This is a genomic window from Pseudomonadota bacterium, assembly GCA_039024915.1.
GTDB lineage: Bacteria > Pseudomonadota > Alphaproteobacteria > Rhizobiales > MH13 > MH13.
Window position 1 is genome coordinate 671,771 of the sequence record JBCCPK010000001.1, and the last position, 13,239, is coordinate 685,009.

Annotated in this window: 21 protein-coding genes and 1 tRNA gene; all 22 read right to left on the reverse strand. The window is 63.2% G+C overall.

Features of this window, described 5'->3' with window-relative positions:
* Positions 1–19: 19 nt before the first annotated feature.
* Positions 20–406: a hypothetical protein gene (locus AAF739_03165; GenBank protein MEM6381648.1), complete on the reverse strand. Its 387-nt coding sequence runs from the start codon at positions 404–406 to the stop codon at positions 20–22.
* Positions 407–429: 23 nt separating this feature from the next.
* Positions 430–1,368, reverse strand: a complete 939-nt coding sequence (locus AAF739_03170) for a phage tail tube protein (GenBank protein MEM6381649.1) — start codon at positions 1,366–1,368, stop codon at positions 430–432.
* Positions 1,365–1,556: a hypothetical protein gene (locus AAF739_03175; protein ID MEM6381650.1), complete on the reverse strand. Its 192-nt coding sequence runs from the start codon at positions 1,554–1,556 to the stop codon at positions 1,365–1,367. The genes AAF739_03170 and AAF739_03175 overlap by 4 nt, the downstream gene beginning before the upstream one ends.
* Positions 1,553–1,984, reverse strand: coding sequence for a hypothetical protein (locus tag AAF739_03180; protein MEM6381651.1), 432 nt, complete (start codon positions 1,982–1,984; stop codon positions 1,553–1,555). The genes AAF739_03175 and AAF739_03180 overlap by 4 nt, the downstream gene beginning before the upstream one ends.
* On the reverse strand, positions 1,981–2,565 hold the full coding sequence (locus AAF739_03185; protein MEM6381652.1) for a phage virion morphogenesis protein: 585 nt from the start codon (positions 2,563–2,565) through the stop codon (positions 1,981–1,983). Before AAF739_03185 ends, AAF739_03180 begins: the two co-directional genes overlap by 4 nt.
* A gap of 4 nt (positions 2,566–2,569) precedes the next feature.
* Positions 2,570–3,001, reverse strand: a complete 432-nt coding sequence (locus tag AAF739_03190; GenBank protein ID MEM6381653.1) for a DUF1320 domain-containing protein — start codon at positions 2,999–3,001, stop codon at positions 2,570–2,572.
* Positions 2,998–3,180, reverse strand: coding sequence for a hypothetical protein (locus AAF739_03195; GenBank protein ID MEM6381654.1), 183 nt, complete (start codon positions 3,178–3,180; stop codon positions 2,998–3,000). Before AAF739_03195 ends, AAF739_03190 begins: the two co-directional genes overlap by 4 nt.
* A 76-nt stretch (positions 3,181–3,256) precedes the next feature.
* Positions 3,257–3,331 (reverse strand) — tRNA-Met (locus AAF739_03200).
* A gap of 4 nt (positions 3,332–3,335) precedes the next feature.
* Positions 3,336–3,821: an HI1506-related protein gene (locus AAF739_03205; protein MEM6381655.1), complete on the reverse strand. Its 486-nt coding sequence runs from the start codon at positions 3,819–3,821 to the stop codon at positions 3,336–3,338.
* A gap of 13 nt (positions 3,822–3,834) precedes the next feature.
* Complete coding sequence (locus AAF739_03210) at positions 3,835–4,728, reverse strand: Mu-like prophage major head subunit gpT family protein (protein MEM6381656.1); 894 nt, start codon at positions 4,726–4,728, stop codon at positions 3,835–3,837.
* 11 nt (positions 4,729–4,739) lie between these two features.
* Complete coding sequence (locus AAF739_03215; GenBank protein ID MEM6381657.1) at positions 4,740–5,150, reverse strand: hypothetical protein; 411 nt, start codon at positions 5,148–5,150, stop codon at positions 4,740–4,742.
* Complete coding sequence (locus tag AAF739_03220) at positions 5,150–6,181, reverse strand: phage protease (protein ID MEM6381658.1); 1,032 nt, start codon at positions 6,179–6,181, stop codon at positions 5,150–5,152. Before AAF739_03220 ends, AAF739_03215 begins: the two co-directional genes overlap by 1 nt.
* A gap of 281 nt (positions 6,182–6,462) precedes the next feature.
* Positions 6,463–7,233, reverse strand: coding sequence for a phage minor head protein (locus AAF739_03225; GenBank protein MEM6381659.1), 771 nt, complete (start codon positions 7,231–7,233; stop codon positions 6,463–6,465).
* Positions 7,233–8,813: a DUF935 domain-containing protein gene (locus AAF739_03230; GenBank protein ID MEM6381660.1), complete on the reverse strand. Its 1,581-nt coding sequence runs from the start codon at positions 8,811–8,813 to the stop codon at positions 7,233–7,235. Before AAF739_03230 ends, AAF739_03225 begins: the two co-directional genes overlap by 1 nt.
* Positions 8,813–10,456 carry a hypothetical protein gene (locus AAF739_03235; protein MEM6381661.1) on the reverse strand — a complete coding sequence of 548 codons (1,644 nt, stop codon included), beginning with the start codon at positions 10,454–10,456 and terminating at the stop codon, positions 8,813–8,815. Before AAF739_03235 ends, AAF739_03230 begins: the two co-directional genes overlap by 1 nt.
* Positions 10,453–11,076, reverse strand: coding sequence for a DUF3486 family protein (locus AAF739_03240; protein MEM6381662.1), 624 nt, complete (start codon positions 11,074–11,076; stop codon positions 10,453–10,455). The genes AAF739_03235 and AAF739_03240 overlap by 4 nt, the downstream gene beginning before the upstream one ends.
* A gap of 1 nt (position 11,077) precedes the next feature.
* Positions 11,078–11,392 carry a hypothetical protein gene (locus AAF739_03245; GenBank protein ID MEM6381663.1) on the reverse strand — a complete coding sequence of 105 codons (315 nt, stop codon included), beginning with the start codon at positions 11,390–11,392 and terminating at the stop codon, positions 11,078–11,080.
* Positions 11,392–11,805, reverse strand: a complete 414-nt coding sequence (locus tag AAF739_03250) for a hypothetical protein (protein ID MEM6381664.1) — start codon at positions 11,803–11,805, stop codon at positions 11,392–11,394. Before AAF739_03250 ends, AAF739_03245 begins: the two co-directional genes overlap by 1 nt.
* Positions 11,781–12,203 carry a hypothetical protein gene (locus tag AAF739_03255; protein MEM6381665.1) on the reverse strand — a complete coding sequence of 141 codons (423 nt, stop codon included), beginning with the start codon at positions 12,201–12,203 and terminating at the stop codon, positions 11,781–11,783. The genes AAF739_03250 and AAF739_03255 overlap by 25 nt, the downstream gene beginning before the upstream one ends.
* Entirely contained in the window at positions 12,200–12,622 is a 423-nt protein-coding gene (locus tag AAF739_03260; GenBank protein ID MEM6381666.1) for a hypothetical protein, read from the reverse strand. The genes AAF739_03255 and AAF739_03260 overlap by 4 nt, the downstream gene beginning before the upstream one ends.
* Complete coding sequence (locus AAF739_03265; protein ID MEM6381667.1) at positions 12,622–12,807, reverse strand: hypothetical protein; 186 nt, start codon at positions 12,805–12,807, stop codon at positions 12,622–12,624. The genes AAF739_03260 and AAF739_03265 overlap by 1 nt, the downstream gene beginning before the upstream one ends.
* A 213-nt stretch (positions 12,808–13,020) precedes the next feature.
* On the reverse strand, positions 13,021–13,239 hold a 219-nt coding region (locus AAF739_03270), incomplete at its 5' end, for a peptidoglycan-binding protein (GenBank protein ID MEM6381668.1).

Genomic DNA, 13,239 nt, shown 5'->3' on the forward strand with positions numbered 1-13,239 from the left:
CAGGCCCGTGCGGCCTCTTTTAGTTTTTTGCCTGCGCCTTCGACTGGCCTGCTTCGATGCCATGCATCGCCTCGGCGTAGGCGTTGATGATGCCCGCCCGGAACCACGGGAACTGCATGGCCCCGTAGAGCGCACCTTCGTGGAACTCGACGGGATCACCGTTCTTCGCGATCACATCGCGCCAGTCGCGGCAGGCACCCATGACGACCTCTGCAAGACGCTGATCGACGTCCTTGGTGCTGGCATCTTTTAGCTCGTCGTCGAGCTTCTTAGCCCTGTCCTTCGAAATGGCTTCGAACTGCATGTGAAAGGTCTGCTCGGTGAAGGTGCCGGGCTCATCGTCGCTGGGGATCGAGACGGTCACCGGCCACCAGAAGAGGTAAGTGTCTGTGATCGTGAACTGCATGCGCTGTGCCTCCTGATCGTCGCCTAGCGGACCGTGATCGTCAGCTCGTCATTGCCGGTCTCCGGCACGAGCATCAGCGGGAGCGTGTAGTTGGCGATACCCTGGTTCGATCCCTGGGCGACGCGGCCGATCTCGACTTGCGGCGCATCCAGCTGGACGATGTTGCCGGCAACGGTGCCGTGAACGACTTGCAGCGCATCGCGTGTGCGCGCCTTGGCGACGGCGAACCAATCCTTCGTGGCGAGCGACGTCGCCTGGACGACAGCGGTGCCCGTCGCCTGGCGATCGGTCATTTCCATGCACTCGGCGCCGATCAGGAAGCGCGGCTCGACCTGCACACCGAGATCAATCGACACGCTCTCGGTCACAGCGGCAAGGCCATGGAGCGTGTGGGCCGTATTGGTGCTCGATGCCTGGAGCGGCGTCTGAAAACCGGTCAGATCGACGGTCGGAAGGGCCTGGTCCGTCACGGTCCCTTCAAGGCCCATGAAGGTGAACCGGAAGCGCGGAATGCGGCTGGGCTGCACGTTCACGACCACATTGCCGCGCGAGCCGAGCATGACGTGTTGCACCCCATCGAGATTGTAATAGATCGACAGTGCCTCTTCGCCGTCGGACACCGGCGCATAAACGACATCGGTGCCCGCGCTGACGGTTTCGGACATGCCGCACCCGCGCAGAAGTGCACCATAGCTTGGAACGGTGCCTGCAGCGCCGGCGCCGGCGATCTCGACCGAGAACTCGCATTGGACGTAATTGCCGGTGAGGATGATGCCCTGCTGACCAAGAAAAGGCAGAAGGAGATCGCGGCTCTCCTCGCCACCGGCCATCGGGGTGAGGTTCACATCGTTCGCCTGGATGGCGTTCGCGGCGCCGGTTGGCACACTGTCCGTGCCGTAGGTTGTTTCGACCTTGGCCAGCAGCGCCAGCTTACGGATCTTGCGTGTGTTGCCGGCGCTCATGAGCTTGCCTCCTCGGTTGCGCTAGGTTTTGGCTTGGAAGCCTTGCGCGCCGGCTTCGGCTTGCGGTCGGACTCCACGCGTGTGATCGGCTCTTGAGGCTTGATTGGGTCGCTCACGCGAACGACCTCACCGGTCTCAGGATCGCGGCTGAAACTGCCACCGCCGTCAGGCTTGGTTAGCTTGGTCATGGGGATTGCTCCTGGAGGTAGCTGGTGACGCCATAGACGTCCTCGAAATAGACGGTGCTGTTCGCAGCGGTGATCAGCTGGCCGCTGACGTGGACAATCGGCTCGTCCAGGCCATCGGGAACGAAGCCGATGAGCTTGCTGCGGACGTAGGTCTTGAGGGGTTCGAGCTCGTCGGCCGCGGCGCCCATCACCGCATCGGTCACGTTCTGAACAACGATGACGACGGCGACGTCGCTTTCGAGCCGCTGAAGCACCGGCCCGGTCATGCGCTCATTGTCGCCGGACGCCTCGTCCTTGGCGAAGAGGTAGGCGGACGGCGAACCGAGATTGTGGCTCTTGATCGACGCAAAATCGATCGCGCCCTGGACGGCCAGGAAGGGCGTGCCAGGCTGGAGGAGCCGATCGACCATGGCGGGTATGAAGCTCATGGCGTCCCTCCACCGTCGATCGCGCGTTGGTAGTAGCCTTCAGCGATCTGAAGGATTGTCGCCCGGTCTTCGTCGGAGAAGCCTAGGAACGGCCGCGCCGGGATCGTGACCGTGTAAGCGTCGACGCTCACCTCGACTTCCCGGACGCGCCGATGGCTTGTGCGGGCGAACACGGTCCGGCCATTGCTGCGGCGTAGGCGCACCGTTCGGCTGCGGGCCGGCATATTGATCGTCGCGCCTTCCTGGTGAACCGACGCATAGGTGACGTTGGTCCCGATGACCGCTTCCCGCGATGACGCTTCGCCGACGATCGACGAGTACAGCCGACCCGACACCCGCAACATGTTCTCGGTACCGCGGCGGCGGTTGCGTCCGATGCGCTGCCGTGCCGTCCGCGGGCTGAGCGGTTGCCAGGGGCGGCCATCCGGTCCGGTCTCGCGCTCGAAGCGCCGCTGGGTAGAGAACAGCATCGCGGCCGTGATCTCGCGCATCAGCGGTTCGGTGTTGCCACCGGCGCGCTCTACACGGCCAAGCGCCGCGTTGAGTTCCTCGTCTTCGATGATGATGGATGCGCCCGCCATCGCCTCACATGCCCTTGAGGCTATCGCGGCTCATAACCCGGTCGGGCGCTGTGAAGCTGACCGATCCGCCACCGGGCTGGGCAGCTGCTTCGCCGCCGTCTTCAAGGACCACGTGTCCCTTTGAGACGTCGCGGAGCCAGCCCACAGCCTGGTCGTAGGCATCGCGGACTGGATCGCCCTTCTCGGCCGTGTTGCCGTGAAGAAAATACCGGGCAATGTCCGCCGTGATCTTGACGAGGATCTCCGGCGTCGAGGCCAGCGGCAGCGTGTACTTCTTGGCGAGGTAGCCATCGACCGTTGCCGTCGCGTCTGTCAGGTGGCGGGTGACGACCGTTGCGTCGACCGTCGTCGCAGGACGGTTCGTGCGATCGGTGCGCTGGATCAGCTCCCGCTCGCCGAACCGATCAATCAGGTCCTGCTGCGTCGCGTAGGTCACTCGTTTTCATCCGAGCCCGGAGCGTCTTCAAACACGGCATCCGCGCGGGCCTGAAGCGCAGCGTTGACCTCATCGTGTGTCAGGCCGGATACCAGCGCGTCTTCAACGAGGCCTGCAAGCTCAGCTTCGAAGGTCTCAAAATCCATCGGGGGCTCCATCTGAAAGACTGTGGCGGGCATCCCACCCGCCTGGCGCTCGGTCCGGGTCTCTCTCCCGGCTTTCCTGGGCGGGGCGCGAACGCTTCCCCTGGTATGCTGGTTGCGGGGGACGGATTTGAACCGCCGATCTCCTGGTTATGAGCCAGACGGGCTACCGCTGCCCCACCCCGCTAAGTTCACAGATCCTCGACGATCAGCTTCTTCTCACCCTTGAGGGCGACAAGCTGGTCCTTGCTGAACGAACCGGCAGGCCATTCCTTGGGCTCGGCCAAATGCTCGACACCTGCGCGACGGAAGCTCTTGACCTTCGAACGAATGCGCACGCCGCCCGCCATGTCGATGTCTGGCGAAAGCGGGGCGGCCTCTGCTGGCGGTTCGGGCGGTGATGCCTCTCCGCTTTGTGCAGGTGGCTCTGGCGGCGTTACAGGCGGCGTCGGCGCTGCTTGCGCCTCTGACGGCTGTTGCGCGGCTTCGCCGGTCGGGACTTCGAAGTCCCATCCTTCCATGGCTTCGGCGATCTCGGCGGACGACACATCGCCGCCGAGCTGGGCCTCCAAAGCTTTGACCTTGGCCTGGCCAGCTTTGGTGAAGTCGGCTGCCCCGAGCTGCTCAATAGCAGCACGAAGAGCAGCCAAACGGCCGGAATCAAGCTTCTCGGTCACGCATCACCTCCGATCAGAGCCAGGGAACGACGACGACGTCCGCCGTGCCGGCCCATTCGTTGGTTTCGCCACCGGCCGCCAGCGTGTTGACGACGATCTTCCGGGCTGCACCTTCCAGCGACGGCGGAACAACAAGCGTGCGCGGCATGAGGCCAAGCGGCCGCTGATAGTCGCCCTTCTGCCCCATCAGCATCGCGCGCGCCGCCTGATAGTTGGTCGCGTTGAGCTCTTGCTTGGAGCCATAGGCCATCTGCCAGAAACCGAAGCCGACCTGGCACCGCCCATCGGCGCCGTAGACGTATTTCTTCTTGTCGAAGACGTTGTCGTCGGTTTCACGGTCCTTGCGGATGAGGCGATCAAAGCGACGCCGCAGCTGATAGATCAGCGGCTTCAGCGCGCGACTGGTGTCCATCAGGTACCAGGCCGTTCCGGAGCCCCCGCCCGTATTCGATACCGAGATGACATTGCCATCCTTGTCGAGCACCGGGTGGTCGGTGTCAAAGAAGTACTGGCCGTCATAACACTCGGTATCAAAGCCAGCCTCAAGCAGCGCAAACACCAGCTCGTTTGGGAGTGCGGCCGAGCCGCGCCCCATCTCCTGGAACATGGGCGCGTAGATGCCGAGATTGTCATCGTCGAAATCGTCGCGATCGACCGCGACGGTCATCTCGTATGGTTCGTTCTCCAGCGCATAACCGTGCCGCTGCAGATTGTTGATGACTCGGTCACCAGCCCACTTGCGCATGCCGGGAAACTGGCCGAGCCAGCCATATTCGGTTGTGCGCGTGGTCGAAGGAACCTGCGTGGCCACGGTCGACCACTGATCGGGTGCCATGCCGATGCCCGACTGGAAGGCGGCGTTAAACCCGACAAAAGCCGAGTTGAGAGATTGGCGTGTGACCTCCATGGGCCGAGCTCCTATGAGAAGTCGACCCAGACGCCCTGGGCGTCCACGTCGAAGATGGTTCCAGCCACCGAGCGGGTCGATGACCCATCGGTGAGCGCGACGGTCTGATCATCCACGCCGTAGCAAGGCTGACCGATATCGGCGGCGGTGATCTCGTCGGCGCCGGCCGAGTTCTCGAAGCGGTAGCAACCAGCGCCGACATCGAGGCTCAAGTCGCCATCCGCGCCGGCGCTGTTGTCGACCGCCCGCTCGGCGCGGCCGACACCGCGCAAGGTGGTTGCCGTGGACATCGGCACGGCAAAATCATCGGCACCGACCGCCACCATGGCGCCGGCGTAGATGGAGGTCGCAGCCTTCACGGGCAGCGTCCGGCGATCGCGCGACCGTTCTTTCGTGTCGCGATCAGTGGTCAAAGGAGCCATCAGGCCGCCTCCTTCTTGGACTTGAGCATGTCCTCTTCGGACAGGCCGAGCTGCGCCATGACGGCGCGATCGGTTTCATCGAGAGCCGCCTCGACAGCCTCTCGCTTCTTGCCGCCCAGCTGCGGTTCGGTGAGCGTGGGCGCGACTTCAACGAAGTCCGCGAACGCCTTGGGGTCGGTCTTTGCAAGCGCCAGCCCCCAATCCTTCGCGGCGGGCGCCAGCTTGCCCGACGTGATCGCCGCCTCGACCTGCGCCTCGGCACGATCCGACGCTAAGTCGGTCTTGATGCCCTTCAGCTCGTCCATGACGGTCTTGAATTGGGCGACCGGGACGTACTTGGTCGGATCGATATCGTCCGACTTGAGGGCCGTGACGGCTGCCTCGATCTGCTCTTCCTGCGCGTCGGGCTTGAGACCAAGCGCTGCGCAGATGGCGGTGGAGGTGGCCAGGCGCGCGTTCAGCGCCGTGAGCACATCCTCTTTGGATGCGTCGGCCTTGAGGCCGAGGGCCTCGGCAATCTTGTCCATGGTGTCTCCGTTGTCGGGCTGGAGGGAAGCGGCGATCGGCTCCATGTCGATCGCTGGCTCATTGACGAGCGCGACGTTCCGGATCGTGCGGACCTGGCCGCTCTTCTTGTCGATCAGGAAGGTCGGGGAAACGTATCGGTACTCGCGATCCTTGATCGCGGCCTGGGCGGCAGGAGTCCATTCGACCTGGGCGTAGATGCCGTCCGCGCGCGCTTCGATCTGCTGAACCCAGCCAGCAGCCTTCGCGGGCTGACCTGTTTGCAAGATCCGGCTGGCCGCGTGGTCGTAGTCGACGACCATCTGGACGTTGCCTAGGCGCTCCTGGGTGGCGGCGACGATGCGCTCAAGATCTTGCCTGCCACCAGCAATCGGCGAGCGCCGCTGATCGCGAAGCGTCACGGTGCCGGCCGGCAGGATCATGATCCAGGTCGGCGCCTGGTCTCCGCTGGGCAGCTCGGACGCCTCGATCCAGGCGACATTCATTTCGTTGACTTGCTTTGGCATGGGTGCGACCGTGCCGACGCGGGGGTCGCAAATACAGGGCGAAACAGTTTCGCCCCCTGCCGAGCCGAAGCGCAGCGCTCCCCACCCCGAAACCCGCCAATTCAGGCAGATACGGTTGCTGGCTGCAAATGGCATGCGAGTGCGGTCGATAACTTCGACGTTAAAAGGCCATCGAAAGCCGTACAGCGGGTTTTAAGAAATGGACGGCCAATGAACCGCCCGACCGGTCGAGGGCGTTTCTGGGGCGATTTTCGCGGGCAGGCTCTGTTGAGGCTCGATCGCTACAGATCGCGCTCGGCTTCGAGACGCCGTGTGATGACTTTGTGGCCGGCCTGGCCTGGATTGTAATCCCACCCTGGATCGATGCCGTTGGGGATCTCGCGTGTCTCGCCGGTTCGCTTGTTGAGCCATTCACGCGTGCCGAAGTCGGGCGGCTCGAATTGCAGCTGCTCACCTTCAGCGATCAGGCGATCGACATCGCGTTGCGAGAGGCTCTGCAGCGTGCAGCGGCAGTTCCATCCATTCGGCGGCGCGAAGGTCTGCCAGAAGGGATGGTCGACCGGCAGCACAAGGTTGTGCATCGCGCGATGCTCGTCGCGGGTCCGGTCATCGAGGATGGCCACGTACCGCAGGAACGGGCGCACGTCCTTGTTTGCCTCGAACGCATTCCAGTGGCCGGTCGCATAGCTGACCCGCATGTTGACATCGAAGATGGTCCGCAGGCGTCGCGCGCTGCCCAGCTGCACGATCTGGTTCTGGCCGGTGAGCGGATCGATCGCAGTGGTCCGCCCCCACCACCCGCGCTGCCGAAGCAGCGGCTCGAGCTCGTCGGCGAAGTCCTCGAAGGTGCTGCCTTCTTCAAGCGCCTTCAAAAGTGCTTCGAAGATCTCGTCGAGGATGTCGTGGCCGGCCGATTTGGCGACCGTGAACATGTCCGCATGGAGCGATGCGTAAACGTCCTGCCAGGCGAATGAGGGCCTGAGGTTCTGTCCGCGGGCCTGTAGGGCGGCGATCGCAGCGCGCGGCGGCAGCGGCTGGAAGTCCGCAGCCATTAGCGCAGGTCCTCGTCGCTCAGCGGTTCTTCGGTCTCGCCAGAGATTCGCGCGCCGAAGGCCATCTGTGCAAGCAGGTCGGTCATCGCCCCCACATCCATGGTCTCGCGCCGACGCTCGATGATCGAGCGCGCTTCTTCGATGCTGGTCGCGGACGCGAGCTCCTCCTTCAGCCCACGAACCACGGGCCCGACGAGCGGCTCCCAGCCATCCGCCGCGATACGATCGGCCGCTTGGGAGACTGCATCATCATGGTCGTGGTCGTGCAAGGACGTTTCCAGCTCGTCCTGGTCTTCGCCGGCCTGGTCCTCTTCTGTTTCGGCATCGGTCGTAACGGGCGTTGCCGTCAGAAGCTTTTCGTCGGGCCTGGGCTCTGGCAGCCCGATCTTGTCGCGAACCGGCGCCATGGGGACCTCTCCGCCGAGGTTCACGAACTTCTCGACGTTATCCATAAAGGCTGTGACGTCCACTTCGTCTGGCCGACCGATACGAAGCCTCGGGTACCGCAACCTTGGTCCCCTATTCAGATCGATGTAGGGCTTGACCAAGTCACGATTGAGCGTTGCGCAAAGCTGCCGGCAATCGGACTTTTCGATGTCCTCGCGCACCTCGTCATGCACCTTGCCGACGGCATGCCCGCCGGCGATCGCATCCGTCGTTCCGGTCTGGCCAAGAACCAGTTTCGAGACCTGATAATCGAGGAAGTTCGAACGCTTTTCGAAGAGCTCGTGATTGCCGGCGAGCTTCGCTTCGATGAACTCAAGCTGCATGCTTTCCGGTATGATGGCGGCGAAGTCCACACCGATGGAGGCAACCGCCCGCATCAGCGCTTCCTTGTCGACATCCGTGGCGCTCGAACCGTACTTGCCGACCTTGAGCGGCTGCCCGTAGGTCTCACAGAAGATCGCCCAGTCGCGGGCGGTGAACGCCTTGAACATGAAAGACCAGGCTGCGCCCCGCGCGATGCCGCCCCGGATGGTCAACCCGGATTTGACCTTGGCCCGGTGAACGATCCATTTGAACGGATGGAGATCCTCGTCACCGTCGACGCCGCGCAGGCGGATCGTCTCCATGTCATCGGGGTCGAACGTGAACCAGCGGGGGTCGCGCCATTTCAAGGCTTCGGGATACCAGGCGTTGCCGCTCGTCTCCCACATGATCTCGGTGCAGGAAAAGCCCTTGCCGATCGCATCGAGAACATCGACCAGCTCTTCCTGGAACGCGTCGCGCTCAGTGATCTCGCGCACCATGTCGGCCGCGCGTACGTCCTCAGGATCTTCGCTCGCTGCATCGACCGTGATCTCGAGCCCCGCCACCTGGCGTTTGCGGGTCGAGAGCACGCCGGCATAGTGCAGATCGCGTTCCTCCATGTCTTCGGCGAGCTCTAGGTACCGCTCGGGGTCACCTTCGATGCTCTCGCGCAGGATGCTGGCCAACCGGGCTGGTGTCAGGCCGGCTGCGGGATGGTCGCCATAGGGCGAGCGAACCCCGCGGGTGGTTGGCCCGCCTTGCTCCTGTTTGAGTTTCCCGCGGCTCACCAACTTGCCCAACGTATCCTTGAGGCGGTCTATGATGGCCATCACAATATCCCCACTCGCCTGCGCAGTGATGAGACCCGAAACGGCGCATCATCGCCTTCGCGGACATCATCGAACTTCGATTTCTTAGTGCTGACCTTCTGGTACCCGTACTCGACCCAGCGTTGGCGGCTCGCGAAGTGCGCCAGCGCGAGGCCTATCGCATAGTCGCCGTGACGCTTCTTGCCCTTCTCCCCCTCGCGGGTCGGCGGAACGAGCGGGATCCCGCGCACCACTTTGACCAGGCGTAGATCGGAGAGGTGCTCGGCATCCTTGGCGATCGAGATCGCGTCATCTTCGAACGCCACCTTCAGCGGCGGCATATGCAGCCGGTACCAGTCCTGGCTGAACTTGATAGCCCAGATCAGCCCCGAACTGTCTTCGTTCTCGCGCAGGCCGAAGATCCGGCCCATGTCTTCGGCGACCGTCCAGCCCATGCCTGTGGCATCGAACGCTGCGCCAACCAGGCGCGAGCGCACATGCTCCAGGACCATGCGGACGACCTGCTTTTGCTCGTCGCCAGGGACGCCACGCATTTCGATGCATAGCGCGAGCCGACGCTTCAGGGTCTTCTCAATCGCCAGCAGCGGCATCACGGATAGGTCGGCGACGCGCGCAAAGTCAAAACCTGCCGCGTATTGCGGTTCAAGGTCGAGGGCATCGAGCGCTTGTTCGAGCTCATCAAGGAACGGCATCATCAGCGAGAGCTGTTCGAGCTCGGGTCGCTGCAAATAGTCCGGTGGCAACTCCAGGCGGAGGATCGGCGCCTCGGCTGTCATGCGCGCCTCGATCAGCGGTGCCGACAGCCAGGCTCCCGATCCCATCGACGCGACGCAGAAGAGCTCTTCGTCGGCGCCATCGCCATAGAAGTCGATGATCTCCTCGCGCCATTCCGCCTCGGCCTCCGGCGACCACTCTCGGCCGGACACAAGACAGATGCGCTCGTACAGACCCTGCTTGAGCGCGTCGTCGAAATCGATGCGCATTCGCGTGTAACTCGACCGACCGCCCAGGATGTCCTGGATAAGGAGATTGAAGTCGTTCTCGGCGCCGTTATGGGTCGAGCAGACCACGACCTGGCCACCCCACATCAGGAACGCAAGAGCCGCCTTCAAAAGCTCATTGAGACTGTCGACGAAGGCTGCCTCGTCGATCATCACGACGCCCTGCTTGCCGCGAAGCGTGCGCGGGGCGGAGGACAGCGCGACGATCTCGAAGCCGGACGCGAAGCGGATCCGGAAGGCCTGGATGGAGCGATCGCCGTCCTCGTCTTTGTCGGGAAACAGGAACTCGCCGGTGTCCGAAACGCTGATGTTGTAGGCGCGCGCCCACATCGCACAGGCGTCGATGAACTCGCGGGTCATCTCCTGGGAGTAGGAGATGTACATGACGTCCATGCCACCTTCGCCCTTCGCGCGCGCCGCGCGCAAAGCTGCATAGGACGCAAAGCCCCAGGTGAGGCCAATCCGGCGCGACTTCTCAATGACGAGGACCGATACGCCGACCGTATCGAGCAGATGAACCGTGCGCGCCTGATAGGGCAGCAGGACCTTTGGTAGTCCGACCTCGGCAATCACCTCGTCGAGTGAGTAGATGCTCTCCTCGCGGAGCTTCTCCCACTCTTCCTTTGAGATCGGGCCGGTCACGCGGCGCTCTCTGCTTCGGGTTGATCCAGAGCGACGCCGAGGATCTGCGCCTTGATCTGTTCGGCCGTTTCGGCGGTGATACCCTTCACGGCTTTGACCTTGTCGACGGCCTCGCCGACCTGCTCCTTGAAGGCTTCTTCGGACTTGAGGCGCCGCGCGGTTGAGACACCTTCGGCCTGGTTGGCCGACTTCAGCGCAGCTGCCAGCTGCATAGCTTCTTTCGGGTTGAAGCCACTCTCTCCACCCTCGGTGACGAGTTCGAAGATCAGGCTCTTGATGGCCGACGCTGCAATGATGGTCAGCTCGTCGCTGTCCTTGGCTTCAAAGCTTTTGGCGAGCGCTGCGGCGATCTCGCGTGTTTGGTCCATCCGCTGAAACAGATCGGCAAGCTTGATCGAGCGACGATTAAAGCTGGAGAAGGATGGCGTATCGAACTCCATCTCGCCTCGATGCTCGCGCCTGATCTCATCGAGCTTGGAGACGAACTCCTGATAGATGTCGGTCTGGGTGCGGTCGCGCCGGCGCAGCTCGTCGCGTGCCCAGGCGATTACCGGCTGGCATGCCTCCGGTAAGAGCTCGATCTTCGAGAGCCGGCCGCGACCCCGGCGCGCGCTGGCCATGTCAGCCCTCCGACCTCAGCGATGGCCGTTTGACACCTGACAGGATACGGCGCCGCTCGACATGATCGAGCCCGGTCTCGGTCAGGGTCGCAATAACGGCCGTTCCCGCGGCCACGAGCGTCACCGCGCTCACCTGGTCCTGAAGGAAGTTGAGCTGGCTGCGCAGATGGTCGCGACCGCGATTGATCCCGAAGCTGTCCAGAACGGTCAGCAACATGCTGTCAGGCAGCCGGTAGTCGTTCTGTTCCGCCAGCGCCTTGAGAATGGTCAGGCGGACTTCCTCGTCAAAATGATCTGCAAAGCCAGCAAGGCCCATCACTTACTTCCTTTCGATAGGTTGATGAGGAAGGTCTCGATGCGATCGACTCCGCCCGCGACCTTGCTCAGCTTGTCGCCCTGGGCCTTCTGGCGCTCGTCCATCCTGCCGACCGCCAGCTCGATGCGCCGGAAGTCGTCAGCGGTCGGCCGGGTGCTGAGATCCTGCTCGACCAGGCCCAGCCGCCGATCGACGGCACTGACTTGCTGCCGAACCGCACCGATATCGGTTGTCAGCTGTTCAAGGTGCCCATCGACAGCGTTGAGCCGCTTCGTCGACGCGGTGCGAACGTCAGACGAAAAGATGACAAGGCCCTTCGACCGGACCAGCAGAGCCAGACCAATCAAAACAGCCACGAGAGCCGCGCCCGAGACGCCGCCATATTCGATCAAATATCGGGCGAGGACTTCCATGCGAGCCACAAGGTTGAGAGGATGCAGATAAGCGTGATGGCCGGGTACATGATCGCTGCGGTGGTGAGCACCGGCCCGAACACGAAAGACAGCGAGACCACGAACCAGAGGCCGGCAGCGAACGCCATCACAAGGGCCCGCCAGTCATAGTGCCGCGCGTGGTCGGAAACCGCCGCGCTCACCTGGGCGAGGCCGGTTAAGGCAAACAGACTGACCCAGGCGCCTGCCGGAAGAAGGCCGAACGACTGATAGCTGTCGCGCGACAGGATCTCGGCGTTGAACCCGACGAAGAGCGACCAGCCCAGAAGGCACAGCGACGAGAACAGCTCGACTAGACTCGCCGTGTCATGAAAGAACCGGCCGAACACGCGCGGCGCCCATTGGCGAAAACGATTCATCGGCGCCCTCCAATGACTGAGGCGATCACCGAGGCGACACCGATCGCCCCCGCCGCTCCGAAGTAGAACATCACCACGGTATCCATGAGTTCAAGCACCACCGCGCCGGGGTTCGGTGTTGAACCGAGGCCGAGAGCAGTGTCCCAGACGATCAGCTTCACGATCAGAAACGCGACCGCGTATCCGATGATCATCATCGGATGCCACCACGGCATGGCCGCGTGGATTCGCAGCCGGTCGGTCTGCGCGTCGATCGCGCGCTCGATAACTCGGGTCTTGAGCTTAGCGCTCTCGGTCTGGGCGTCGGTCCGCTTGTCCAGCGTATCGAGCACCCGGCCGACAACATCAGGCGCCAGCAGCCTTAACAGCGCTCCTAACGGCCCAAGAACCGGCGCGAAGAAAGACGCAAGCCAAGCCATCAGCGCGCCCTCTGATAGAGCCATACTGCAAACAGGCCGAGCAACGCGCCGATCAGAGCGCCTATCGGCAGCGACATCAGCTCAGCGCCCAGATCGGTGACAGGCAACCGGTCTTCGCGTGTGTCGGTCGCAAGCGATACCGGCTGCGCGGTTTCGGGCCGCACGAGTTGCAGATACGGATACATCAGCGCTCCTCGGACTTTGCGGCCCTGGGCACGCAGAACCAGAGCGCGAGGTAGCTTGGAAAAAGATCGCGGCTGGCCCATTGGGCCAGAGCCAGCAAGAATAACGGCGTCCAGATGGTCACGGCACACCCTGAAATTTGAGGAAGAAAAGGACAGCTAGAACGCCTGCGGCAAAGCCGAGGCCAAGGCTTGTGAGAAAGAATCCGAAGTCCATCAGGCGATATGCCTCCAGGTCTTGGCATCATGCAGACGGCGCCGCTTGATCTGCCAGGCGATGACGGCAGCTGCGATGCCGAACAGCACGAGCGCCAGACCGAGGTTGCTAGCCAGCCAACTCGTCGCGGGCGCGACCGTCTCAACGGCCTGGGAGACCTGCTCGCCGACAATCGGGACCGCGGCAACCAACCCATCATTCTCGGCCACCGTCACCGC

Coding starts and splice junctions, on each gene's coding strand:
- AAF739_03215 (MEM6381657.1), bottom strand. CDS start 5,150: ATGGCTCCTTTGACCACTGATCGCGACACGAAAGAACGGTCGCGCGAT.
- AAF739_03245 (MEM6381663.1), bottom strand. CDS start 11,392: ATGGGCCTTGCTGGCTTTGCAGATCATTTTGACGAGGAAGTCCGCCTG.
- AAF739_03210 (MEM6381656.1), bottom strand. CDS start 4,728: ATGGAGGTCACACGCCAATCTCTCAACTCGGCTTTTGTCGGGTTTAAC.
- AAF739_03240 (MEM6381662.1), bottom strand. CDS start 11,076: ATGGCCAGCGCGCGCCGGGGTCGCGGCCGGCTCTCGAAGATCGAGCTC.
- AAF739_03175 (MEM6381650.1), bottom strand. CDS start 1,556: ATGACCAAGCTAACCAAGCCTGACGGCGGTGGCAGTTTCAGCCGCGAT.
- AAF739_03260 (MEM6381666.1), bottom strand. CDS start 12,622: ATGGCTTGGCTTGCGTCTTTCTTCGCGCCGGTTCTTGGGCCGTTAGGA.
- AAF739_03185 (MEM6381652.1), bottom strand. CDS start 2,565: ATGGCGGGCGCATCCATCATCATCGAAGACGAGGAACTCAACGCGGCG.
- AAF739_03170 (MEM6381649.1), bottom strand. CDS start 1,368: ATGAGCGCCGGCAACACACGCAAGATCCGTAAGCTGGCGCTGCTGGCC.
- AAF739_03165 (MEM6381648.1), bottom strand. CDS start 406: ATGCAGTTCACGATCACAGACACTTACCTCTTCTGGTGGCCGGTGACC.
- AAF739_03180 (MEM6381651.1), bottom strand. CDS start 1,984: ATGAGCTTCATACCCGCCATGGTCGATCGGCTCCTCCAGCCTGGCACG.
- AAF739_03255 (MEM6381665.1), bottom strand. CDS start 12,203: ATGAATCGTTTTCGCCAATGGGCGCCGCGCGTGTTCGGCCGGTTCTTT.
- AAF739_03220 (MEM6381658.1), bottom strand. CDS start 6,181: ATGCCAAAGCAAGTCAACGAAATGAATGTCGCCTGGATCGAGGCGTCC.
- AAF739_03230 (MEM6381660.1), bottom strand. CDS start 8,813: ATGGCCATCATAGACCGCCTCAAGGATACGTTGGGCAAGTTGGTGAGC.
- AAF739_03250 (MEM6381664.1), bottom strand. CDS start 11,805: ATGGAAGTCCTCGCCCGATATTTGATCGAATATGGCGGCGTCTCGGGC.
- AAF739_03265 (MEM6381667.1), bottom strand. CDS start 12,807: ATGTATCCGTATCTGCAACTCGTGCGGCCCGAAACCGCGCAGCCGGTA.
- AAF739_03195 (MEM6381654.1), bottom strand. CDS start 3,180: ATGCCCGCCACAGTCTTTCAGATGGAGCCCCCGATGGATTTTGAGACC.
- AAF739_03225 (MEM6381659.1), bottom strand. CDS start 7,233: ATGGCTGCGGACTTCCAGCCGCTGCCGCCGCGCGCTGCGATCGCCGCC.